The sequence below is a fragment of the Burkholderiaceae bacterium genome (assembly GCA_024235995.1).
Taxonomy (GTDB): Bacteria; Pseudomonadota; Gammaproteobacteria; order Burkholderiales; family Burkholderiaceae_C; genus Ottowia.
In genome coordinates this window covers 1952741-1975731 of the sequence record JACKLI010000001.1, presented here as the reverse complement: position 1 = coordinate 1975731, position 22991 = coordinate 1952741, and the positions used below count along the sequence as shown (strand labels likewise).

The window sequence follows — 22991 nt, the reverse complement described above, 5'->3', positions numbered from 1 at the left end:
TCCCAGCCTTCCCCCAGCCAACACAGCCAGGACATCCGCATGAGCACTCGAGGATTCTTCACCGCCTTCCACGACGTCTGGATGCTGGACGGCGTGCGCACGCCCATGGTCGACTACTGCGGCGCGCTGGGCCATGTCTCGCCGACCGACCTGGGCATCAAGGCGGCGCGCGAAGCGCTCCGGCGCGCGGGCGTGGCGGCCGGCGACATCGGCTCGGTGGTGTGCGGCAACATGGCGCCGGGCGACTTCGACCAGTTCTTTTTGCCACGCCACATCGGCCTGTACGCCGGCGTGCCGGTGGAGGTGCCGGCCATCATGGCGCAGCGCATCTGCGGCACCGGCTTCGAGCTGTTTCGCCAGGCCGGCGAGCACGTGCAGGGCGGCGCCTGCGAGGCGGCGCTGGTGGTGGGCACCGAGAGCATGACGCGCAACCCGATCGCCGCGTTCGAGCACCGCACCGGCTTCAAGCTGGGCGCCCCGGTGGGCTTCAAGGACTACATGTGGGAGGCGCTGAAGGACCCGGCGGCGGGCATCAACATGATCCAGACGGCCGAGAACCTGGCCCAAAAGTACGGCATCACGCGCGAGCAGGTCGATGCCTTTGCCGCCCGCTCCTTCGCCCGCGCCCTGGCGGCGCAGGAAAGCGGCTTTCTGGCCGGCGAGATCGTGCCGGTGGTGAGCCAAAAGTTCGAGCTCGAAGGCTACAAGCCGCGCGGCATTCGGCTGCAGGGCAAAGCCACCGAGGTGGCGCAGGACACGCACCCGCGCCCCTCGCCCGTGGAGGTGCTGGCCAAACTGCGGCCGGTGTTCGAAGGCGGCGTGCAGACCGGCGGCAACTCGTCGGCCCTGGTGGATGCGGCGGCGGCCGCCGTGGTGGCGTCGGGCGCGTATGCCAAGGCCAGCGGCAAGCAGCCGCTGGCGCGCATCGTCGGCGCGGCGGCCGTCGGCGTGCCGCCGGAGATCATGGGCATCGGCCCGGCGCCGGCCATCCGCCTGCTGCTGGAGCGCACCGGCCTGGCGCTGGCCGACATCGGCCGCATCGAGATCAACGAGGCGCAGGGCGCGCAGACCCTGGCCGTGGCCCGGGAGCTGGGGCTGGACCTGGAGCGCCTGAACGTCAACGGCGGCGCCATCGCGCTGGGCCACCCGCTGGCCGCCACCGGCGTGCGCCTGACGATCACCGTGGCACGCGAGATGCGGCGCGCGGGCGTCCGATACGGCATCGGCTCGGCCTGCATCGGCGGCGGCCAGGGCATGGCGCTGCTGCTGGAGAACCCGGCGGTTTGATGATCTATATCGGCCACCAGCCCGCATCAATCAAGCCAAATCAGCTATTCATTCGATAGTAAGGAGCACAGCATGAAGATCCAGGGACAAGCCGCTCTCGTCACCGGCGCGGGCTCGGGGCTGGGCGAGGCCACGGCGCGCGAGCTGGCGCGCCTGGGCGCCAAGGTGGCGGTGCTGGACGTCAACCTCGACAACGCCCGGAGGGTGGCGGCCGACATCGGCGCGCAATACGGCAAGGGCTGCGCCGTGGCGATTCAAGCCGACGTCACCAGCGCCGAGGGCATGCAGGCCGCCATCGCCCAGGCGGCCGCCGCCCACGGCCCGGCGCGCATCCTGATGCAGATCGCCGGCATCGGCGCCGCCAGGCGCGTGATCGGCAAGGACGGCAGCGCCGCGCCGCTGGAAGACTTCGTCAAGGTGGTCCACGTCAACCTGATCGGCACCTACAACGCCGCGCGCCTGTTCGCCGCCGCCTGTGCACGCCTCGACCCGATGGAGGACGGCGAGCGCGGCGCCATGATGTTCACCGCCAGCGTGGCCGCCTTCGACGGCCAGGTCGGCCAGCAGGCCTACAGCGCCAGCAAGGGCGGCGTGGTCGGCATGACGCTGCCGATGGCGCGCGACCTGGCGCAGCACGGCATCCGGGTGTGCACCATCGCGCCGGGCCTGTTCGCCACCCCGCTGATGCGCACCCTGCCCGAGCCGGTGCAGGCCTCGCTGGCCGCCAGCATCCCGTTTCCGCAGCGCCTGGGCAAGCCCGAGGAGTTTGCCGAGCTGGCCTGCCACATCGTCAGCAACGGCCACCTCAACGGCGAGGTCATCCGCCTGGACGGCGCGCTGCGCATGGCCCCGCGCTGAAAGCCAACCCATCATGAGCAAGACCACGACGTACGAAGTCAAGGTGATGTTCGGCGACTGCGACCCCGCTGGCATCGTGTTCTTTCCCAACTTCAGCAAGTGGATGGACGCCTCGTCGCTGGACTTCTTCCTGCAGTGCGGCGTGCCGCCCTGGCGCGAGCTGAAGGCCTCGCACGGCATCATCGGCACGCCCCTGCTGGAGATCCACACCAAGTTCCTGCGCCCCGCCACCTACGGCGACGTGCTGCAGGTGCACACCCGCATCGAAAGCTGGGCCGCCAAGACCTTCGTGCAAAAGCACGCGGTGATGAAGGGCGACACGCTGCTGTGCGAGGGCCGCGAGACACGCGCCTTCTGCATCCACCCCGAGGGCGGGCGCCTGCAGGCGATCCCCGTGCCCGACTTCATCAAGGAGCGGTGCGCCTGAAGGCGCCTCGCGTCCCATCGCTTTTCAACGCGCCAACCAGGAGACACGCACCATGAAGACCCCTGCACTCAAGGCCCTCGTGGCCGCCACCGCCCTCGCCGCCAGCGGCGCGGCGCTGGCCGACATCACCATCGGCGTGATCGCGCCGCTGACCGGCCCGGCCTCGGGGCTGGGCATTCCGGCGGGCAACCAGGTCAAGCTGTGGCCCAAGGAAATCGCGGGCGAGAAGCTCAACGTGATGGTGATGGACGACGCCACCGACCCGACCCAGGGCGTGACGGCCGCCAAGCGCTTCGTCACGCAGGACAAGGTGGACATCATCATGGGCTCGGTGGCCACGCCGGTGGCGGCCGCCATCGCCCAGGTGGCGGCCGAATCGCAAACCCCGCAGCTGTCGTGGTCGCCCGTGGCCCTGCCCGCCGGCAAGGACCACTGGGTGTTCCGCATGCCGCAGTCCAACGCCGTGATGGGCCACGCGGTGCTGGAGCACATGAAGAAGCAGGGCGTCAAGTCGGTGGGCTTCCTGGGCTACAGCGACGCCTACGGCGAGACCTGGCTGACCGACTTCAAGCCCATGGCCGAGAAGGCGGGCATCAAGTTCGGCCCGGTCGAGCGCTTTGCCCGCGCCGACACCAGCGTCACCGGCCAGGCGCTCAAGCTGGTGTCGGCCAACCCCGACGCGATCCTGGTCGTGGCCTCGGGCAGCGGCGCGGCCATGCCCGAGATGGCGCTGCGCGAGCGCGGCTACAAGGGCAAGGTCTACCAGACCCACGCCGCCGCCACGCGCGATCTGATGCGCGTGGGCGGCAAGGCGGTCGAGGGCACCTACGTCGTCTCCGGCCCCGCCGTGCTGGCCGAGCAGTTGCCCGACTCGCACCCGTCCAAGCCGGAGGCCATCAAGTTCGTGCAGCAGTATGAAAAGGCCTACGGCCCCGGCTCGCGCAACCAGTTTGCCGGCCACGCCTACGACTCGATCATCGTGATGGAAAAGGCCGTGCCGATGGCCCTGAAGACCGCCAAGCCCGGCACGCCCGAGTTTCGCGCCGCGCTGCGCGACGCCTTCGAGCACATCGGCCGCACCGTGCTGGCGCACGGCGTGCTGAACTGGACCGCGCAGGACCACTGGGGCTACACCAACGACACCGGCGTGATGATGAAGGTGGTGGACGGGCAGTTCAAGGTCGAGTGACGGCCGCGCGGGCCGGGGCGTGTGCGAACATCGGACCCTCCCCGGCCCACACCCGCACGCCGACGTGACCCTCAGCCCGCCCCAGCCCGCCCCAGCCCCCGCGCCCGCCGCCGTCGAAGCGGTGGACGCACGCTTCCTGCAGTCGCTGGTCGGCTTCAACGCCCGCATGGCGTCGCTGAAGATCATCGGCCTGTTCGTGCCGCGCATGGCGCAGTTCGGCCTGCGGGTGGTCGACTTTTCCATTCTGTCGCTGATCCGCCACAACCCGGGCATCACCTCGCGTCAGCTGTGCGATGCCCTCAACCTGCTGCCGCCCAACCTGGTGGGCAAGATCGGCGCGCTGGAGCGCCGCGGCCTGCTGCAGCGCCACCCCCACCCCCTGGACGGGCGGGCGCAAAGCCTGCTGCTGACGGCCGAGGGCCAGGCCCTGATGCGCGAGGCCGAAAGCGCCGCCTCCCAGCTCGAACTGGAGGCCACGCCGGCCCTGAGCGCCGCCGAGCGGCGCACCCTGATCCGCCTGCTGCAGAAGGTTCACGGCGTCTAGGTAATTACCCCAGTCCCAATTCCGGGATTCTGGATTTTGTAGCGGCCAGCCCACGCCTGGTCACCCTCGGGAGCTATGAAACTGCTAGCGTGCTACAGATTTGCGATATAGTTCCTCAGACGCACTGCCGCCAACCCGAGGAGAAGCCCGACATGAGCTCGAAAGAAAATTCCGCCACCAGCCAGCTGCTGGCGCTGCTTGAGGCGCGCTACGCCATCCGTGTGCTGTGGGCCCTGCGCGACGGCCATCCCCAGACCTTTCGCCTGCTGCAGGACAGCGTGGGCGGCATCACCCCCAACACCCTCAACACCCGCCTGAAGGAGCTGCGCGCGGCCAACCTGGTCACGCACGGCTCGGACGGCTACAGCCTGACGCCCAGCGGGGCCGACCTGACCAAGCGCCTGTCCGACCTGCAGGCCTTCGCCACCAAGTGGGTGGCCGCGCAGGGCAAGAAAAAATGAGCACCGCCCTGCAGATCACCGACACCCGCGCCGGCGAAGGCGCCGAGGCCCGTCGCGGCCAGACCGTCACCGTGCACTACACCGGCTGGCTGTACGAAAACGGCCAGCCCGGCGCCAAGTTCGACTCCAGCCACGACCGGGGCGACCCCTTCGTCTTTCCGCTGGGCGCCGGCATGGTCATCCGCGGCTGGGACGAGGGCGTGGCCGGCATGAAGGTGGGCGGCGCCCGCACCCTGATCATCCCGCCCGAGCTGGGCTACGGCGCGCGCGGCGCCGGCGGCGTCATCCCGCCCGGCGCCACGCTCAAGTTCGACGTCGAGTTGCTGGGCGTCACCGACTGAGCGCCCTGCTCCACCGACTGAAAGCGCTCCGCCCGGAGCGTTTTTTTCTGGCCCGGGCGGGTAAACCCCCTTTTGACCACGCGCCAGGGCTTGAAGTCGGCCCTGGCGGGCCCATGTGTCAAGCGATACGCCTTTTTCGCCATCCTGTCCCATTCGCAGCATGACCCCATCCACGCCCAATCCCTTCGATCCCCCCATGAGCCCCGAGGAAATCGAGGCCGCTGCCGCGGCCGACGCCGCCGATTCGCTGGCCCAGGAGCAAAACACGCAGGCCGAGCTGACGGCCCTGCAGGCCAAGGTGACCGACCTGGTCGACCAGGCCATGCGCGCCCAGGCCGAGGCGCAGAACGCCCGCCGCCGCGCCGACGAGGAAGTGGCCAAGGTGCGCAAGTTCGCCGTCGAATCCTTTGCCGAGAGCCTGCTGGCCGTGGTCGACAGCCTGGAAGCCGCGCTGAAGGTAGAAAACGCCAGTGCCGAGCAGCTGCTGGAAGGCACCCGGGCCACCCACCGCCAGCTCATGAACGTGCTGGAGCGCAACAAGGTGACCGAGGTCAACCCGGCGCCGGGCACCAAATTCGACCCCACGCGCGAGCAGGCCATCGGCATGGTCCCGGCCGACCAGGACCCGAACACCATCGTCAGCGTGCTGCAAAAGGGCTATGTCATCGCCGATCGCGTGCTGCGCCCGGCCATGGTGATGGTGGCCGCCCCCAAATAAGCTTCATCTTGAAATTCCGGCCGGCACCCACCACCTGCTGACCATCTGAACTCACACTCATTCGCGGAGAAAAACATGGGCAAAATCATTGGCATCGACCTGGGCACCACCAACAGCTGCGTGTCGATCATGGAAGGCAACACCACCAAGGTGATCGAGAACGCCGAGGGCGCGCGCACCACGCCCTCCATCGTCGCCTACCAGGACGACGGCGAGGTGCTGGTCGGCGCGCCGGCCAAGCGCCAGGCCGTCACCAACCCCAGGAACACCCTCTACGCGATCAAGCGCCTGATCGGCCGCAAGTTCGAGGAAAAGGAAGTGCAGAAGGACATCCACCTGATGCCCTTCGAGATCATCAAGGCCGACAACGGCGACGCCTGGGTAAGCGTGCGCGGCCAGAAGCTGGCCCCGCCGCAGATCAGCGCCGAGGTGCTGCGCAAGATGAAGAAGACCGCCGAGGACTACCTGGGCGAGCCCGTGACCGAGGCCGTCATCACCGTGCCGGCCTACTTCAACGACAGCCAGCGCCAGGCCACCAAGGACGCCGGCCGCATCGCCGGCCTGGACGTCAAGCGCATCATCAACGAGCCCACCGCCGCGGCGCTGGCCTTCGGCCTGGACAAGCAGGCCAAGGGCGACCGCAAGATCGCCGTCTATGACCTGGGTGGCGGCACCTTCGACATCTCCATCATCGAGATCGCCGACGTCGATGGCGAGAAGCAGTTCGAGGTGCTGTCCACCAACGGCGACACCTTCCTGGGCGGCGAGGACTTCGACCAGCGCATCATCGACTACATCATCGGCGAGTTCAAGAAGGAGCAGGGCGTCGACCTGAGCAAGGACGTGCTGGCCCTGCAGCGCCTGAAGGAAGCCGCCGAGAAGGCCAAGATCGAGCTGTCCAGCAGCGCCGCCACCGACATCAACCTGCCCTACATCACGGCCGATGCCTCGGGGCCCAAGCACCTGAACATCAAGCTCACGCGCGCCAAGCTGGAAAGCCTGGTGGAAGACCTGATCGAGCGCTCCATCGCGCCCTGCCGCACCGCCATCAAGGACGCCGGCATCGCCGTGGGCGACATCCAGGACGTGATCCTGGTGGGCGGCCAGACCCGCATGCCCAAGGTGCAGGACAAGGTCAAGGAGTTCTTCGGCAAGGAGCCGCGCAAGGACGTCAACCCCGACGAGGCCGTCGCCGTGGGCGCCGCCATCCAGGGCCAGGTGCTGTCGGGCGACCGCAAGGACGTGCTGCTGCTGGACGTCACCCCGCTCTCCCTGGGCATCGAGACCCTGGGCGGCGTGATGACCAAGATGATCACCAAGAACACCACCATCCCGACCAAGTTCGCACAGACCTTCTCCACCGCCGACGACAACCAGCCGGCCGTGACCATCAAGGTCTACCAGGGCGAGCGCGAGATGGCCAGCGGCAACAAGGCGCTGGGCGAGTTCAACCTGGAGGGCATCCCGCCCGCCCCGCGCGGCCTGCCGCAGATCGAGGTCACCTTCGACATCGACGCCAACGGCATCCTGCACGTCAGCGCCAAGGACAAGGGCACGGGCAAGGAGAACAAGATCACCATCAAGGCCAACTCGGGCCTGAGCGAGTCCGAGATCCAGCAGATGGTGAAGGACGCCGAGCTGAACGCCGCCGAGGACCACAAGAAGCTGGAGCTGGTGCAGGCGCGCAACCAGGGCGACGCCATGGTGCACAGCGTGCGCAAGTCGCTCACCGAGCACGGCGACAAGCTGGATGCGGGCGAGAAGGACAAGATCGAGGCCTCGATCAAGGAGCTGGAAGAAGCCCTCAAGGGCGACGACAAGGCCGCCATCGACAGCAAGACCGAAGCCCTGATGAGCGCCAGCCAGAAGCTGGGCGAGAAGATGTACGCCGATGCGCAGGCCGCCGCCCAGGCAGCGGGTGCCGGCGCCGCGGGTGCGGCGCCCGGTGGCGCGCAGGCATCGGCCTCGGCCGACGACAACGTGGTGGACGCCGAGGTCAAGGAAGTCAAGAAGGGTTGATCGCACGAGGCGATGCGGCCACGGGCGGCGGACGCAAGTCCGGCCGCCCTTTGTGCTGATCACCTCACCCGAGACACGCAGTATGGGCAAAACGCGATTCGAAGCCTTCAGCGACGGCGTGATGGCCATCATCCTCACCATCATGGTGCTGGAGCTGAAGGTGCCGCACGAGCCGACGCTGGCCGCGCTGACCCAGCTGTGGCCCGTGTACCTGGCCTACGTCATCGCCTTCGGCAACATGCTGGCCAACTGGATGGCGCACCACCACCTGTTTGCCCCCGTGGAACGCATCGACGCCCGCATCCTGCTGTGCAACGGCGTGCTGCTGTTCTTCATGTCGCTGGTGCCCTTTGCGCTGGATTACGGCAGCGAGTTTCACTGGCGCCAGCCCTTGCCGGCCGCGTTTTATGGCGTGGTGATGGTGCTGGTGTGCCTGGGTTTTGCCGGCCTGCGGGCGGCCGTGGTGCGGGCCCATCCCGAGCGGGCCACCGCCGAGGGGCCACAGATTCGCGCCAGCCTGGTGATGGCCGGCGTGTACCTGCTGGGCACGGCGGTGGCGGCCCTGCTGCCGCTGGCCGCGTTGCTGTTCTATGCGGCGGTACCGCTCAGCCGCGTGCTCACGGCGCCGCAATACCGCGACCCACCGGCGCCCTCCTGATAACGCCCGCTGCCCCCCTTTCCCCGTTCCGATCACCCGAGTTTCCCCACATGGCCACCAAACGCGATTACTACGAAGTCCTGGGCGTCCCCAAGAACGCCTCCGACGAGGAGATCAAGAAGGCTTATCGCAAGCTGGCGATGAAGCACCACCCCGACCGCAACCAGGGCGAGGCGGCGGCGGCGGCCGAAGCCAAGTTCAAGGAGGCCAAGGAAGCCTACGAGATGCTGTCGGACCCGCAGAAGAAGGCCGCCTACGACCAGTACGGCCATGCCGGCGTGGACCCCAACATGCGCGGCGGACAAGAGGGCTTCGGCGGCTTTGCCGAGGCCTTCGGCGACATCTTCGGCGACATCTTCGGCGGCGGTCGGGCCGGCGGCGGGCGCGGCGGGCGGCAGGTGTACCGCGGCGCCGACCTCAGCTACGCCATGGAAATCACGCTGGAAGAAGCGGCCGCCGGCAAACAGGCGCAAATCCGCATCCCCAGCTGGGACGACTGCGCCACCTGCCACGGCAGCGGCGCCAAGCCCGGCACCAGTGCCAAGACCTGCACCACCTGCAACGGCCAGGGCGTGGTGCAGATGCGCCAGGGCTTCTTCAGCGTGCAGCAGACCTGCCCGCACTGCCGCGGCACGGGCAAGATCATTCCCGAGCCCTGCACCACCTGCCACGGCCAGGGCAAGATCAAGAACCAGAAGACGCTGGAGGTGCAGATTCCCGCCGGCATCGACGACGGCATGCGCATCCGCTCCACCGGCAACGGCGAGCCGGGCAGCAACGGCGGCCCGCCCGGCGACCTGTTCATCGAGATCCGCGTCAAGAAGCACGAGATCTTCGAGCGCGACGGCGACGACCTGCACTGCGTGGTGCCCATCGGCTTTGCCGCCGCCGCGCTGGGCGGCGAGATCGAGGTGCCCACGCTGGGCGGCAAGGCGGCCATCGAAATCCCCGAGGGCACGCAGGCCGGCAAGCAGTTTCGCCTGCGCGGCAAGGGCATCAAGGGCGTGCGCTCGTCCTACCCGGGCGACCTGTACTGCCACATCAGCGTGGAAACGCCGGTCAAGCTGACCGAGCACCAGCGCAAGCTGCTCAAGGAATTCGACGAATCGCTGAAAAAAGGTGGCGCCAAGCACTCGCCCGGCACCGAGAGCTGGACCGACAAGGTGCGCAACTTCTTCAGCGCCTGACCACCCCCGCCCGCGGCCGTGACGAACCCAGCCCCCCCCCCCACCGCGCGACGCGGCCGGCGCCCGCTCACGGTGATGGTGCTGGCCGCGCTGTGGGTGGCCAGCATCGGCAACCTGGCGCTGTGGCGCGGCCTGGCGGCGCTGCCCGAGCTGGGCAATGCGCGCGGGCTGCTGTTCGGCCTGGCGTTTGCGCTGATGATCGGCGCGGTGCACGTGGCGCTGTCCAGCCTGTTGGCCTGGCGCTGGACGCTCAAGCCGATGCTGACCGTGGTGCTGCTGGCCGCCGCCGCGGGCGCCTACTTCATGCTCAGCTACGGCGTGGTGATCGAGCGCACCATGATGGTCAACGTGCTGCTGACCGACGCGCGCGAGGCGCGCGAGCTGCTGAACTGGCGCATGCTCGGCGCCCTGCTCCTGCTGGGCGTGCTGCCCGTGGCGCTGCTGTGGCGCACGCGCATCGCCTGGCCCACGCCGGGCCGTCAGGCGCGCAACAACGCCTTCACCGTGGTGGCGGCCCTGGCCGTGGCCGTGGCCGCCATGGGCCTGTCGTTTCAGGACTTGTCGGCCACCATGCGCAACCACACCCAGCTGCGCTACCTGATCAACCCGCTCAATTCGTTCTACGCCATCGCCACCCTGGGCGAGCAGCCCATCCAGCGCAACGGCGCGGCCGTGCTGCCGCTGGGCCAGGACGCGCACCTGGCGCCCCTGCCCCCCGGCCAGCGTCCGCCGCTGGTGCTGCTGGTGGTGGGCGAAACCGCGCGCGCCGACCACTTCGGCCTGAACGGCTACACGCGCGACACCACGCCAGAGCTGGCCGCGCGCGGCGTGGTCAGCCTGCGCAACGCCTGGTCCTGCGGTACCAACACCGCCGCCTCGGTGCCCTGCATGTTCTCGCCCCTGGGGCGCGTGGCCTTCGACGAGCGCAAGGACAACACCGAGGGCCTGGCCGACGTGCTGCAGCACGCCGGCTACGCCGTACTGTGGCTGGACAACCAGGCCGGCGGCTGCAAGGGCGTGTGCGACCGCGTGCCCATGGTGGACGACAAGGCGCTGCAGACGCCCGGCCTGTGCGACGCCGAGGGCGAGTGCCTGGACGAGGTGATGCTCAAGGGCCTGGACGAGCGCATCGCCCAGCTGCCGGCCGAGCGCCGCGCGCGCGGCGTGGTGGTCTTCATGCACCAGATGGGCAGCCACGGCCCGGCCTACTACAAGCGCTCGCCCGCGGCCTTCAAGAAGTTCGCGCCCGAATGCACCACCAACGCGCTGCAGCAGTGCTCGCGCGAGCAGGTGGTCAATGCCTACGACAACACCATCGTCTACACCGACCATTTCCTGGCCAGCAGCATCGACTGGCTGAAGGCGCACGAGGCGCACTGGGCGCCGGCGCTGATGTACCTGTCCGACCACGGTGAATCGCTGGGCGAAAACAACCTGTACCTGCACGGCCTGCCCTACCGCTTTGCGCCCGACGTGCAAAAGCACATTCCCTGGATCTTCTGGCTGTCGCCGTCGTTCCAGCAGCAAAGCGGCATCACCCTGGGCTGCCTGGGCAAGCTGCGTGACGAGCAGGTGTCGCAAGACGATTACTTTCACACCGTGCTGGGCCTGCTGGGCGTGGCCACCCGCGTGTACCAGCCGGCGCGCGACATGGGCGTGATGTGCCGCGCGGCCGGTTGAATCTACTGAATTGATAGCAATCGTGGATTGATTGACGCCGGCTGGAAGCCCATTTCATTCAAAAAGCTCGGCCTGGCCGCCAAGCCTGCCGGGCCGAAAGCGGCTGAGGTCCAGCGCGATGCGCTGGCGGTTCAGCCCCAAGCGCCGGCAGGCGCCCTCGAAGCGCTGGCGCAGCAGATCGGCCCACACACCCTGGCCGTGCATGCGCTGGCCCCAGCGGCTGTCGTAGTCCTTGCCGCCGCGCAGCTCGCGCACGCGCGCCATCACGCGCTCGGCGCGGTCGGGCAGGTGCATCTGCAGCCACTGCCCAAACAGCTCGGACAGCTCCCAGGGCAGGCGCAGCACGGTGTAGAAGGCGCGGGCGGCGCCGGCGTCGCGCGCGGCGGCCAGCACCTGCTCCATGTCCTCGTTGACGAAGGGAATCTGCGGCGCCACGCTCACGCCCACCGGCACCCCCGCGTCGGCCAGCGTGCGCAGGATGCGCAGGCGCCGGTGGGGCGCGGCGGCGCGTGGCTCCAGCACGCGCGCCAGGCCCGCGTCGAGCGTGGTGAGGGTGACGTACACCGCCACCAGGCCCTGCGCGGCCAGCGGAGCCAGCAGGTCCAGGTCGCGCTCGACGCCGCTGGACTTGGTGACGATGGAAAACGGGTGGCGCGCCTGCGCCAGCACCTCGATCAGCGCGCGCGTGAGCCGCAGCTCGCGCTCCAGCGGCTGATAGCAGTCGGTGGCCGAGCCGATGTTGATGACCGAGGGCCGGTAGCGCGGCGCCGCCAGCTCGCGCGCCAGCACGGCCGCGATGTTGCGCTTGGCGACGATGCGCGTCTCGAAGTCCAGCCCCGGCGATAGGCCCAGGTAGCTGTGGGTGGGCCGCGCAAAGCAGTAGATGCAGCCGTGCTCGCAGCCGCGGTAGGGGTTGACCGAATAGTCGAACGCGATGTCGGGCGAGTCGTTGGCGTTGATGGCGCTGCGCGCGTCTTCCCAGATCACCTGCGTGGCCGGTGCGGGGGCGTCGCCCTGCTCGTCGGCATCCAGGCCGCCCCAGCCGTCGTCGAATGCGCTGCGCTGATCGAGCGCGAAGCGATGCGCCAGGCGCGATGGGGCGCCCCGCCCTTTCAAGGACAGCAGCGGTCGGGAAGAGGCATCGAGCGGTGTATCGGCAGAGGTCATGAACTGTATTTTTATACAGTTTCACGGAAGCTGCCCGATCGGGCAAAGCGTTCTCGATTTGCGCTGGCATACCATGGCAGGATCAACACGGAAACACCGACATGCCAGAGCACCTCCAACCGTCCGCACCGGGCGCCTGCCCGTTCGACCACCGGGCCGCCGCCTTCGATCCCTACACCGACGACTACATGGCCAACCCGGCCGAACTGGTGCGCTGGGCGCGCGAGGAGCAGCCGGTGTTCTTCAGCCCCAAGCTGGGCTACTGGGTGGTGACGCGCTACGCGTCGATCAAGAACATCTTCCGCGACCCGCACACGTTCAGCCCGTCGATCGCGCTCGAGTCGACCGAGCCGCCGACCGAGGAGTCGCTGGCGGTGCTCAAGTCCTACGGCTATGCCATGAGCCGCACCATGGTGAACGAGGACGAGCCCATGCACATGGCGCGCCGCCGTGCGTTGATGGCGCCTTTCACGCCCGAGCACCTGCGACAGCACGAGCCCACGGTGCGCCGCCTGGTCAGCGAGGCCATCGACGGCTTCATCGACGACGGCCAGGTCGATCTGTTCAAGCGCCTGGCCTGGCACGTGCCGTTCTCGGTGGCGCTGCACTTTCTGGGCATCGACGACGACGAAGACCACGAGAAGATGCACGAGTTCGCCATCGCGCACACCAAGAACGCCTTCGGCCGCGCCACGCCCGAGGAGCGCATCGAGGTGGCGCACACGGTGGGCAAGTTCTGGCAACTGTCAGGCCAGATCCTGGAGAAGATGCGCCGCACGCCCGAAGGCCCGGGCTGGATGCGCTACTCGATCCGCCAGCAAAAGCACCACCCCGAGGTGGTGACCGACGCCTACCTGCACTCGATGATGATGGCCATCATCGTGGCGGCGCACGAGTCCACCTCGTTCGCCACCACCAACGCCATCCGCCTGCTGCTGCAGCACCGCCGCGTGTGGGACGAAATCTGCGAAGACCCCTCGCTCATTTCCCCCGCCATCGAGGAATGCCTGCGCCATGACGGGCCGATTGCCTCGTGGCGGCGGCGCACCACGCGCGACGTGACGATCGACGGCGTGGACATTCCGGCCGGCGCGCGCCTGCTGCTGGTGGTGCACTCGGGCAACCACGACCCGCGCCAGTTCAGCGACCCGGATTTCTTCGACATCCGCCGCAGCAACGTCATCGACCAGCTCAGCTTCGGCTTTGGCGTGCACCAGTGCCTGGGCAAGAACATCGCCCGCATGGAAATGCAGATCATGATCGGCGAGCTCACGCGCCGCCTGCCGCACATGCAGCTGGTGCCGCAACAATACGACTACGTGCACAACCTGGCGTTTCGCGGGCCGCAGAACCTGCACGTGCAATGGGACCCGGCGCAGAACCCCGAGCGCAGCGATCCCGGCGTGCGCCGCTGGGCGCAAGACGTGCACCTGGGCGGCCCGGCGGCCAGCGCCATGGTGCGGAAGCTCCGCGTGGTGTCGGCCGACACCCTGGCCACCGGCCCCGACATCGTGCGCCTGCGCCTGGCCGCCGCCGATGGCAGCGCGCTGCCGCGCTGGACGCCCGGCGCGCACATCGACATCGAGTGCGGGGACACCGGCCTGTCGCGCCAGTACTCGCTGTGCGGCGACCTGCAGGATGCGCAGCACTGGGAAGTGGCCGTGCAGCACGACCCAGCCAGCCGCGGCGGCTCGGCCTGGATCCATCGCGGCGTGCAGGCCGGCGCGCTGCTTCGGGTGCGCGGGCCGCGCAACCACTTTCATCTGGGCGAAGACGGTGGCGAGCGCCTGATCCTGATCGGCGGCGGCATCGGCATCACCCCGGTCATGGCCATGGCGCAGCACGCCCGCGCCACGGGCCGCGACTACGTGCTGCACTACAGCGCCGCCTCGCGCAGCCGCGCGGCTTATCTGGATGACCTGCAGGCACTGCATGGCGAGTGCCTGCAACTGCACCTCAGCGACGAAGGCGGGCGCTGCGACTTTGCCGCCCTGCTGGGCACGCCGCAGGCCGGCACGGCCATCTACGCCTGCGGCCCGCAGCGCCTGCTGGACAGCCTTCAGCAGGCGGTGGAGCGCGCCGGCTGGCCGGCCGAGGCCCTGCACGTCGAGCACTTCGAGAACAACGCGCCCCGGCTCGATCCGGCGCGCGAGCGCGCCTTCGAGATCGAGCTGCGCACCGCCGGCCTGACGCTGCACGTGCCCGCCGACCGCACGGTGCTGGAGGTGCTGCACGCCCACAACGTCGACGTGCAATGCGACTGCGAGGAAGGCCTGTGCGGCACCTGCGAGGTGGCCGTGGCCAGCGGCGACATCGACCACCGCGACAGCGTGCTCAGCCCCGCCGAGCGCGCCAGGGGCGACCGCATGATGAGCTGCTGCTCGCGCGCCCGCAGTGGCCGGCTGGTGCTGGATCTGTAAGGCTGCCTCGCCCGGTCTTCAACCGCCGGCGGCCGACCTGGGAGGCTCCAGCGCCGCCGCGATGGCATCGTCCACATTCTCCAGCCAGATGAACTGCAGGCGCTCGCGCACCTCGGCCGGAATGTCGCCCTCGTCGCGCCGGTTGCGCGCCGGCAGCATCACGCGCTTGAGTCCCGCCGCGTCGGCGGCGATGATTTTTTCCTTGATGCCGCCCACCGGCAGCACCAGGCCGCGCAGGCTGATCTCGCCCGTCATGGCGGTGTCGCTGCGCACCGCGCGATGGGTCAGCAGGGACACCAGCGCGGAGTACATGGCCACGCCGGCGCTGGGCCCGTCCTTGGGCGTGGCGCCGGCGGGCACGTGCACGTGGATGTCGATCTTGCCCAGGTGCTCCTGGTCGATGCCCAGTTCCCCGGCGCGGTGCTTGACGATCGAAAACGCCGCCTGAACGCTTTCGCGCATCACGTCGCCCAGCTGGCCGGTCAGGATCAGCGAGCCCTTGCCGGGGAAGCTCGTGGCTTCGATGAACAGGATGTCGCCGCCCACCGGCGTCCAGGCCAGCCCGGTGGCCACGCCCGGCGTGCTGGTGCGCATGGCAGCCTCGTTCTCGAAGCGCACGGGGCCCAGGATGGCGTCCAGGTCGCCGGCATCCAGGCTCAGCGTGGCGGCCGAGCCTTCGGCGATGCGCACGGCGGCATGGCGCAGCACGCGGCCGATCTCGCGCTCGAGGTTGCGCACGCCGGCCTCGCGCGTGTAGTCGCGGATGATGCGGCGCAGCAGCGCATCCGACAGCACCGCCTGCTCGGCCTTCAGGCCGTTGGCCTCGAGCTGGCGGCGCACCAGGTAGCGGCGCGCGATCTCGAACTTCTCGTTCTCGGTGTAGCCCGCCAGCTGGATGATTTCCATGCGGTCGCGCAGGGGCCCCGGGATGGTGTCGAGCATGTTGGCCGTGGTCAGGAACACCACCCGGCTCAAATCGAAGGGCACGCCCAGGTAGTTGTCGCGGAAGGCCGCGTTCTGCTCCGGGTCCAGCACCTCCAGCATGGCGGCCGAGGGGTCGCCCTGCACGCCGCGGCCCATCTTGTCGATCTCGTCGAGCATCATCACGCAGTCGCGCGCCTTGACCTTGCGCAGCGCCTGGATGATGTTGCCCGGCATGGCGCCGATGTAGGTGCGGCGGTGGCCGCGGATCTCGGCCTCGTCGTGCACGCCGCCCAGGCTGACGTGGGCAAAGGGCCGCCCCATGGCGCGCGCGATCGACTGACCCAGCGAGGTCTTGCCCACGCCCGGCGGGCCGACGAAGCACAGGATGGGCGCCTTGCCGCGCGGCGCCAGCTTGCGCACCGCCAGGAACTCGACGATGCGCTGCTTGAACTTGTCCAGGCCGAAGTGGTCCTCGTCCAGCACCTGGCGCGCGTGGGCGATGTCGATCGGGCGCACCTCGGGCTCGGCCCAGGGCAGGTCGATCAGCCAGTCCAGGTAGGTGCGCACCATGCCGGCCTCGGTGGCGCCCTCGGGCATGCGCTCGTAGCGGCGCAGCTCCTTGCGCGCCAGTTCGTCGACCTCGCCGGGCAGCTTGGCGGCGTCGATGGCCTGGGTCAGCTCGGCCACCTCCTGCGCGCGGCCATCGCCCTCGCCCAGCTCGCGCTGGATGGAGGCCATCTGCTCGCGCAGGATGGCCTCGCGCTGGCGCTCGTCCAGCGAGGCCTTGGTGCGCTTGCCGATTTCCTGCGACAGGCGCATCACCTCGATGCGCTTGGCCAGGTAGCCCGCCACCTTGTCGATGCGCGCGCCCACGTCGATGGTCTCCAGCACCTCCTGGCGCTCGTCGCGGCTCAGGTCCAGGTAGGCCGCCACCAGGTCGGCCAGCGCGCCCGGCTCGGCCGTGGCCTGCACGGCGGCGATCAGCGGCTGCGGCACCTGGGGCAGCAGTTGCAGCGCTTCCATGGCCTGCTGGCGCAGCGCCAGCGTGCGCGCCTCGATCTCGGTGCCCTCGGCCTTGGGTTCATCCAGCGCTTGCACCCGCGCGGCCAGGATGGGCTTTTCACGGATGAACTCGGTGACGCGAAAACGCTGCAGCCCCTGCACCACCAGGTGATGGCCGCCATCGGCCGCGTTCACGTAGCGCAGGATGTTGGCGATGGTGCCGGTGCGGTGCATGTCGACGGCGCCGGGCTCGTCCTTGTCGGCGTCGCGCTGCATCAGGATGCCGATCGGGCGCTCCTGGCGCAGCGCCTGCTGGGTGGCCAGCACCGAGGCCTCGCGGCCGATGGCCACCGGAAACACCGTGCCGGGAAACAGCACGGTGTCGCGTACCGCGACGATCATCAACGCGTCGTCGGGCAGGGCCGGCAACTCGGGGGCCAGTTGCGCGGGCTCGGAGGCGCTGGCCGCTGGTTCGTCCGGCGAAGGCGTTGCACTCATGGCGCTTTCTCCAGGCTGATGACCAGGCAGCCGCGCTCGCTGCCCACATGGATGGCCGAATACCGCCCGGGCGGCAGGGGCACCCGGCGCTCGAAGCGCCCCTGGGGCAGCTCCAGCCGGTGAATGGCCGCGCGGCTGAGCTGCGGCGGCAGCACGCGCCGCCCGCTCACCAGCAGCGCGGCGCCTTCGAGTTGCGCCTTGACGTCGTGCGCGTCGACGCCCGGCAGCGCCACGAAGATCAGCACCTCGCGCTCGGTCTCCAGCACGTCCACCGGCGGCACCCAGCTCGGGGAATGGGCCGGGCGCGGCTGAAACAGCTGGCTGTGCAGGCGCTCCATGCGGTCCAGCGCCGCCAGCGCATCGGACCACATCCAGTCGGGGGAATCGTCACGGTGTTTCATGTCGGGCCGCCATCCTGTCCATGGCATTGTGCGACAGGATGGCGCCCTTGTCAGGCGGCTCCGGCACCATGACGGCCGGCAGGACAGGACCCCTCAGTGCCGGGTGAAACGCGGAAAGTAAATCTCGGTTCTTGAAGCCTGAGCCCACGACTCGTCCCACAAGGGGTGATGGCTGCGCAGGGAAAACTCCAGCCCGGAGCAAGTCTTGGGCAGCGCCGTCAAGTCGATCCGGACGTCGTGGACTTTTCCGTCGTCGGGAAGCGTGCGCGACCAGAGCGTGCGCCCACCCAGGGTCACGGAAAGCGTGAAGGCATCGCCCGCCGCAGGGTTGGTGTACGGCATGACGTAGGCGAAGCGCAGCGTGCCGCGGTGGGCGGGCACGCACACCGGCATGCTGGCAAGCACCGCGCCGCTGCCCGCGCTGGGCTTGGCCGCCCGCAGCGTGAACCCCAGTTGGCCAACCCCCAGGCTGCGCCCGGTTCCAGCCAGCCGGTCCACCTGCTGGGGCGACTCGGGTGGCGCCGCGCTCAAGCCCTCGGCGCGAAAGCTCCAGGACGTCAGGATACGCCCGCGCTCGGACGTGTACCACCCATCCGCCAATCGCCACAGCACGGCCAGGACGCACACCCACGCCAGCGCGCCCACCAGCAGCGCTCTCGCCATTGGCTGCGGCGCCACGGCCACCGCCGCCTCGCCCCGAGGCGCCTGGCCGAAGCCCGACGCCACGACCAGGGGCGCAAAAAACCACAATGGAAACAGATAGCGTGTCTGTGTTTCACCCACGGTCAGCAGGCCGCCGATCAAGACGCCCATGAAGGCCAGGGGAAATGCGACCGCCAGCTCCAGTGGGCGGCGCAGCACCCGGAGCAGTGCGGCCAGCACCAGCGCGGCCAGCAGGACGCAGTACAGCCGGTTGTACGCCTCGAACCCGCCAAACAGGCCGGGACGGTCCTGCTGCAGGCCCGGCTGGTAGAAATAGGTTTGGTTGCCCAGCGGTGCAAGCTGGCTGGCCTTGAAGGCCACACCGGCGATGCGCATGAGCGGCTGCTCGGCAAAATCGGACAGCACCGCCGCCCGTGCAAGCTCGCGCTGCGCCGGCGCTGGCAAAGGCCTCAGCATGGAATCACCGAGCACCTGGCCATACAGCCAGGTTGCGCCGGAATAGGCCGGTATCAGCGCAAAGGTTCGCAAACGCGACAGGTAGGCCGTCTCGCCATCGTCGGCCAGCATGTCCGCGTGCTTGAGCCCGGCCATGCCACCGGCATAGGCCAACGTGCACGCCAGCAGAGCGCACGCCAGGCTGCGTTGCAGCGGCCGATGGCCGCGCAGCAGCAGCACGGTACAGGTCAGGGCGGCCAGTGCCACCAGCCCCAACTCGCGTTGCACCTCCAGCAGCAGCACCGGAACCGCCAGAGCCACGCCATAGACCAGGCTGCGGCCCACGCCTTGCGCCTGCCGAAACCAGCGCACCAACAGCCAGAACAGCAGGGCGATGAAGAACAGGCCCCAGAGGTCGTGGGTCGGAATGCGCAGCGCAAACACCGTTTCGGCGCAGCCGACCCAGAGCACGGCAAACACCTGCGCGGCCCGCGGACCGAACGCGCTGCGCGCCTGGTCCCAGCCCATCAGCATCATGAGCAGCAGCAAGCCCCCGTTGAGCAGCGGCACCAGGCTGGCACGGTGCCCCCACAGGTAGACCGCCGGCCACAGGATGGGCAGGGTACGCTGGGCCTTCAGGTGGCAGGCGGCGACCTCGGGAATCGCGCACTCGGCGTTGAACTGGCCTTGGGCCACCTCTTGCACCGCCAAGCGCCACATATCGGCGAAGTCGTTGATCCACTGCAGATCGAAGGCCCGGGCATACCCGGCATAGATCAACACCGCGAGCACCGACGCCGCGAGCAGGAATGGACCGGAAGGCAGCGCCTCGCGCCGGCTCCGCAGCCACTGCAACACCGACGCGACAAGGGCCACGCCGACCACCGCCCACCCCTTCCCGGCAGTAACGCCGTGCTGCCCAAGGTCTTGCAGGATGGCGTTGCCGTGGACGAGCCCGGTGGCAGCGAACTGCAGCGCGACGACGCCGGCGATGCAGGCCAGGATGCCGGCGCCGAGCCAAAGCCTGCCCTGCCGCAGTCCGGTACGGATGAGGAGATCAGGTGTCATCGAACGCCGGCCGAAGATCCCGCGGCAACCCATGGCCATCCCGCGACGCCAGGCCGCGATCCGGATGGCACCGGCGCATCGATGCCATCACAGGAAGCGGTCGAGCAGCTTGCGGCTGGCACGATCCATGGCGGCCAGATCGCGGATCAGGTACTGCACGCCGTGCATGTCGTTGACAATGAGCAGGTCGGGGCCCAGGCGGCGGATGTCTTCCTCGCCCTTGAGCGTGAAGCGCGTGGGCCCGCGATCGGTGTCGACCTCCCAGATGCTGGGCGTGGCAAAGCTGCTGACCGACTTCAGGCGCTTGAGCACCGGCATGAACTCGCGCTGGCGCAAGGCCTGCTCGATCAGCTCGCGTTGCGGCGCCGGACAGTCGTCCAAACGCTCGATCCAGGCCAGCTCGTGGCCGTCGGCATCCAGCAGGCTGATGCCTACGGCCGGCGCCGCGATGGGAAAGGCACGCACGGCCACCACGCCGACGTGCGGGTGACCCTGGGCATCGGTCAGCACCAGGCGGCCGAAGGCGTCGCGCTGCAGGGCCAGCGGGTTGGTGCTCATGTCCGGCTCTCCCGCGCCACATGGGCCGGCGCCGGCGCGGCCTCCTCGACCACCAGCATGCGCTCGCGCTCGGCCTTTTCCTGCCGCGCCTGCGCCTCGTACAGCCGCCAGTAGGCGCCGCGCCGGGCGATCAGTTGCTCGTGCGTGCCCTCCTCCACCTTGCGGCCCTTGTCCATCACCACCAGGCGGTTGGCCTTGCGCAGCGTGGACAGGCGGTGGGCAATGGCGATGGTGGTGCGTCCGCGCACCAGGTTGTCCAGCGCCTTCTGGATCTCGCGCTCGGTCTCGGTATCGACCGAGGCAGTGGCCTCGTCCAGGATCAGGATGCGCGGGTCGATCAAGAGCGCCCGCGCGATGCTGATGCGCTGGCGCTCGCCGCCCGACAGGCCCTGGCCGCGTTCGCCCACCAGCGAGTCGTAGCCCTGCGGCAGGCGCAGGATGAACTCGTGCGCGTGCGCGGCCCGCGCGGCGGCCACGATCTCGGCGCGCGAGGCCTCGGGCTTGCCGTAGGCGATGTTCTCGGCGATGGTGCCGAAGAACAGGAAGGGCTCCTGCAGCACCAGCCCGATGTGGCGGCGCCAGTCGGCCAGCGCCACCTGGCGGATGTCCACGCCGTCGATGGTGATGCGGCCCTCGGCCACGTCGTAGAAGCGGCACATCAGGTTGACCAGGGTGCTCTTGCCCGAGCCGCTGTGGCCGACCAGGCCGATCATCTCGCCGGGCGCGATGTCCAGGTCGAGCTGGCGAATGGTGCTGCGGTTGCCGTAGCGAAAGCTCACCCCCTCCAGCGCGATGCGCCCCTGCACCTGGGCCAGACGCACCGGGTTGGCGGCCTCGGGCACGCTGGAGACGTGGTCCAGGATCTCGAAGATGCGCTTGGTGCCCGACGCCGCCTTTTGCGTCACCGAGACGATGCGGCTCATCGAGTCGAGCCGGGTGTAGAAGCGTCCGATGTAGGCCAGAAACGCCGTCAGCACGCCCACCGTGATCTGGTGCTGCGCCACCAGCCAGATGCCGACGGCCCACACCACCAGCAGGCCGATCTCGGTCAGCAGGGTGACCGTGGGCGAGAACAGCGACCACAGGCGGTTGAGCCGGTCATTGACCGCCAGGTTGTGGCGGTTGGCGTCGCGAAAGCGGTTGGCCTCGCGCTCTTCCTGGGCAAAGGCCTTGACCACGCGGATGCCCGGAATGGTGTCGGACAGCACGTTGGTCACCTCGGCCCACACGCGGTCGATCTTCTCGAAGCCGGTGCGCAGCCGGTCGCGCACCTGGTGGATCAGCCAGGCGATGAAGGGCAGCGGCACCAGGGTCACCAGCGCCAGCTTGGCGTCGATGGACAGCAGGATCACCGCCGTCATGCCGATCATCAGCACGTCGGAGGCAAAGTCCAGCAGGTGCAGCGACAGAAAGACGTTGATGCGGTCGGTCTCCGAGCCGATGCGCGCCATCAGATCGCCCGTGCGCCGCCCGCCGAAATACTCCAGCGACAGCTTCAGCAGGTGCTCGTAGGTGGTGGTGCGCAAATCGGCGCCGATGCGCTCGGACACCAGCGCCAGGATGTAGGTCTTGGCCCAGCCCAGCGCCCAGGCCAGCAGGGCCGAGCCCAGCAGGCCCGACAGCAGCAGCGCCACGTAACGAGGATCGATTTGCTTGCCATCCTGAAACGGGATCAGCACGTCGTCCATCAGCGGGATGGTCAGGTATGGCGGCACCAGGGTGGCCGCGGTGCCGGCCAGGGTCAGCAGAAAGCCCGCCAACAGGCGCCAGCGGTAAGGGTGGGCAAAACGCCACAGGCGCAGCAGCGTCCAGGTGGAGGGCGGCTTTTCATCAGCGCCCTCCTCTTCGTCGACGTCGGGGAGATCGTGCTCGTCCTCGGCCGCCGGTCCGGACGCGGCCGAGTCCGCCATGGGCTCGGCTAGCGCACGGTCGAACTCGGCCAGCAGGCGCAGCGCCGCCGGGTTGTGGCCCAGCGTGAAGCGCCAGGTGGCCAGCAGGCGCTGGTCACTGCGCAGCTCCAGCGTGCCGACGCCGGCGTGGTCCAGGTGCGCCATGGCCATGCCGGGCGCCAGATCCCAGCCCTGCCAGGCCGTTGCATCTGGAAACCACCCAACAAGCCGTTGATTCGTAAGTATTAGCCGACCCTGGACAAAGTTCAACCGGGCATCCAGGTCAACGTCCAGCGCCGCCCGCACGTTTTCTGAGGGTCGCAGCGGCACCTCGTTCGCATCGGACGAAGAACTCGGGCGAGCAGCCTGGGAGAATGCGGAGGTAGGCGAAAGCGACATGGGTTCAGGAGGCGACGGTCGGCATGCCAGCGCGGCAAGCCCCCTGGATAATCAGATCATCACAACGAACGCACTCCACTATGAGGCGAATCGACCCTGACGAGCCCGGCTCGTCCAGCGGGGGCGCATTGTATCCCCGCCCCCTCCAGGCGCAGGCCGCCACCGTCGAGGCTGGCGCGCTCTCGCCAGCCCGCGCGC

At 69.0% G+C, this 22991-nt stretch carries 19 protein-coding genes; 13 read left to right on the top strand and 6 right to left on the bottom strand.

The genetic code is table 11. The annotated features are described in order from the left end of the window. Window positions 1–39 precede the first annotated feature (39 nt). The 12 genes from H6927_09515 (at window position 40) to H6927_09460 (ending at window position 11369) form a co-directional block, all read left to right on the top strand. Window positions 40–1287, top strand: coding sequence for a thiolase family protein (locus H6927_09515; protein MCP5218335.1), 1248 nt, complete (start codon window positions 40–42; stop codon window positions 1285–1287). A gap of 72 nt (window positions 1288–1359) precedes the next feature. Continuing rightward, window positions 1360–2145, top strand: a complete 786-nt coding sequence (locus H6927_09510; protein ID MCP5218334.1) for an SDR family NAD(P)-dependent oxidoreductase — start codon at window positions 1360–1362, stop codon at window positions 2143–2145. A gap of 13 nt (window positions 2146–2158) precedes the next feature. Continuing rightward, entirely contained in the window at window positions 2159–2572 is a 414-nt protein-coding gene (locus H6927_09505; protein ID MCP5218333.1) for an acyl-CoA thioesterase, read from the top strand. A 52-nt stretch (window positions 2573–2624) separates the two neighbouring features. Beyond that, window positions 2625–3761, top strand: coding sequence for an ABC transporter substrate-binding protein (locus tag H6927_09500; protein ID MCP5218332.1), 1137 nt, complete (start codon window positions 2625–2627; stop codon window positions 3759–3761). Window positions 3762–3927: 166 nt separating this feature from the next. Next, a complete protein-coding gene (locus H6927_09495; GenBank protein MCP5218331.1) occupies window positions 3928–4305 on the top strand; it encodes a winged helix-turn-helix transcriptional regulator in 378 nt (125 codons plus the stop codon). A gap of 152 nt (window positions 4306–4457) precedes the next feature. Further along, complete coding sequence (locus H6927_09490; GenBank protein ID MCP5218330.1) at window positions 4458–4766, top strand: helix-turn-helix transcriptional regulator; 309 nt, start codon at window positions 4458–4460, stop codon at window positions 4764–4766. Next, complete coding sequence (locus tag H6927_09485) at window positions 4763–5107, top strand: FKBP-type peptidyl-prolyl cis-trans isomerase (GenBank protein MCP5218329.1); 345 nt, start codon at window positions 4763–4765, stop codon at window positions 5105–5107. The genes H6927_09490 and H6927_09485 overlap by 4 nt, the downstream gene beginning before the upstream one ends. 160 nt (window positions 5108–5267) lie before the next feature. Continuing rightward, window positions 5268–5825, top strand: a complete 558-nt coding sequence (gene grpE, locus H6927_09480) for a nucleotide exchange factor GrpE (protein MCP5218328.1) — start codon at window positions 5268–5270, stop codon at window positions 5823–5825. A gap of 75 nt (window positions 5826–5900) precedes the next feature. Then, a complete protein-coding gene (gene dnaK, locus H6927_09475; GenBank protein ID MCP5218327.1) occupies window positions 5901–7844 on the top strand; it encodes a molecular chaperone DnaK in 1944 nt (647 codons plus the stop codon). 82 nt (window positions 7845–7926) lie between these two features. Continuing rightward, on the top strand, window positions 7927–8502 hold the full coding sequence (locus H6927_09470) for a DUF1211 domain-containing protein (protein MCP5218326.1): 576 nt from the start codon (window positions 7927–7929) through the stop codon (window positions 8500–8502). Between the two features lie 50 nt (window positions 8503–8552). Next, window positions 8553–9689, top strand: a complete 1137-nt coding sequence (gene dnaJ / locus H6927_09465) for a molecular chaperone DnaJ (protein ID MCP5218325.1) — start codon at window positions 8553–8555, stop codon at window positions 9687–9689. Window positions 9690–9764: 75 nt separating this feature from the next. Then, window positions 9765–11369 (top strand): phosphoethanolamine--lipid A transferase, encoded by a 1605-nt coding sequence (locus H6927_09460; GenBank protein MCP5218324.1) that lies wholly within the window; start codon window positions 9765–9767, stop codon window positions 11367–11369. A 54-nt stretch (window positions 11370–11423) separates the two neighbouring features. Here H6927_09460 and H6927_09455 read toward each other — a convergent pair whose 3' ends face one another. Beyond that, window positions 11424–12536 (bottom strand): PA0069 family radical SAM protein, encoded by a 1113-nt coding sequence (locus H6927_09455; protein MCP5218323.1) that lies wholly within the window; start codon window positions 12534–12536, stop codon window positions 11424–11426. Window positions 12537–12637: 101 nt separating this feature from the next. Between H6927_09455 and H6927_09450 the strand changes: the two genes are divergently transcribed. Beyond that, window positions 12638–14956, top strand: a complete 2319-nt coding sequence (locus H6927_09450) for a cytochrome P450 (protein ID MCP5218322.1) — start codon at window positions 12638–12640, stop codon at window positions 14954–14956. Window positions 14957–14974: 18 nt separating this feature from the next. Here H6927_09450 and lon read toward each other — a convergent pair whose 3' ends face one another. The 5 genes from lon to H6927_09425 form a co-directional block, all read right to left on the bottom strand. After that, the gene (gene lon, locus H6927_09445) at window positions 14975–17380 is read right to left on the bottom strand and encodes an endopeptidase La (GenBank protein ID MCP5218321.1); all 2406 of its coding nucleotides are present in this window, start codon (window positions 17378–17380) and stop codon (window positions 14975–14977) included. Beyond that, the gene (locus tag H6927_09440) at window positions 17377–17781 is read right to left on the bottom strand and encodes an Hsp20/alpha crystallin family protein (protein ID MCP5218320.1); all 405 of its coding nucleotides are present in this window, start codon (window positions 17779–17781) and stop codon (window positions 17377–17379) included. The genes lon and H6927_09440 overlap by 4 nt, the downstream gene beginning before the upstream one ends. A gap of 93 nt (window positions 17782–17874) precedes the next feature. Beyond that, window positions 17875–19947 carry a hypothetical protein gene (locus H6927_09435; GenBank protein ID MCP5218319.1) on the bottom strand — a complete coding sequence of 691 codons (2073 nt, stop codon included), beginning with the start codon at window positions 19945–19947 and terminating at the stop codon, window positions 17875–17877. 87 nt (window positions 19948–20034) lie between these two features. Then, a complete protein-coding gene (locus H6927_09430) occupies window positions 20035–20505 on the bottom strand; it encodes a DUF1854 domain-containing protein (GenBank protein MCP5218318.1) in 471 nt (156 codons plus the stop codon). Then, complete coding sequence (locus H6927_09425) at window positions 20502–22793, bottom strand: ABC transporter ATP-binding protein (protein ID MCP5218317.1); 2292 nt, start codon at window positions 22791–22793, stop codon at window positions 20502–20504. Before H6927_09425 ends, H6927_09430 begins: the two co-directional genes overlap by 4 nt. Window positions 22794–22991 lie beyond the last annotated feature (198 nt).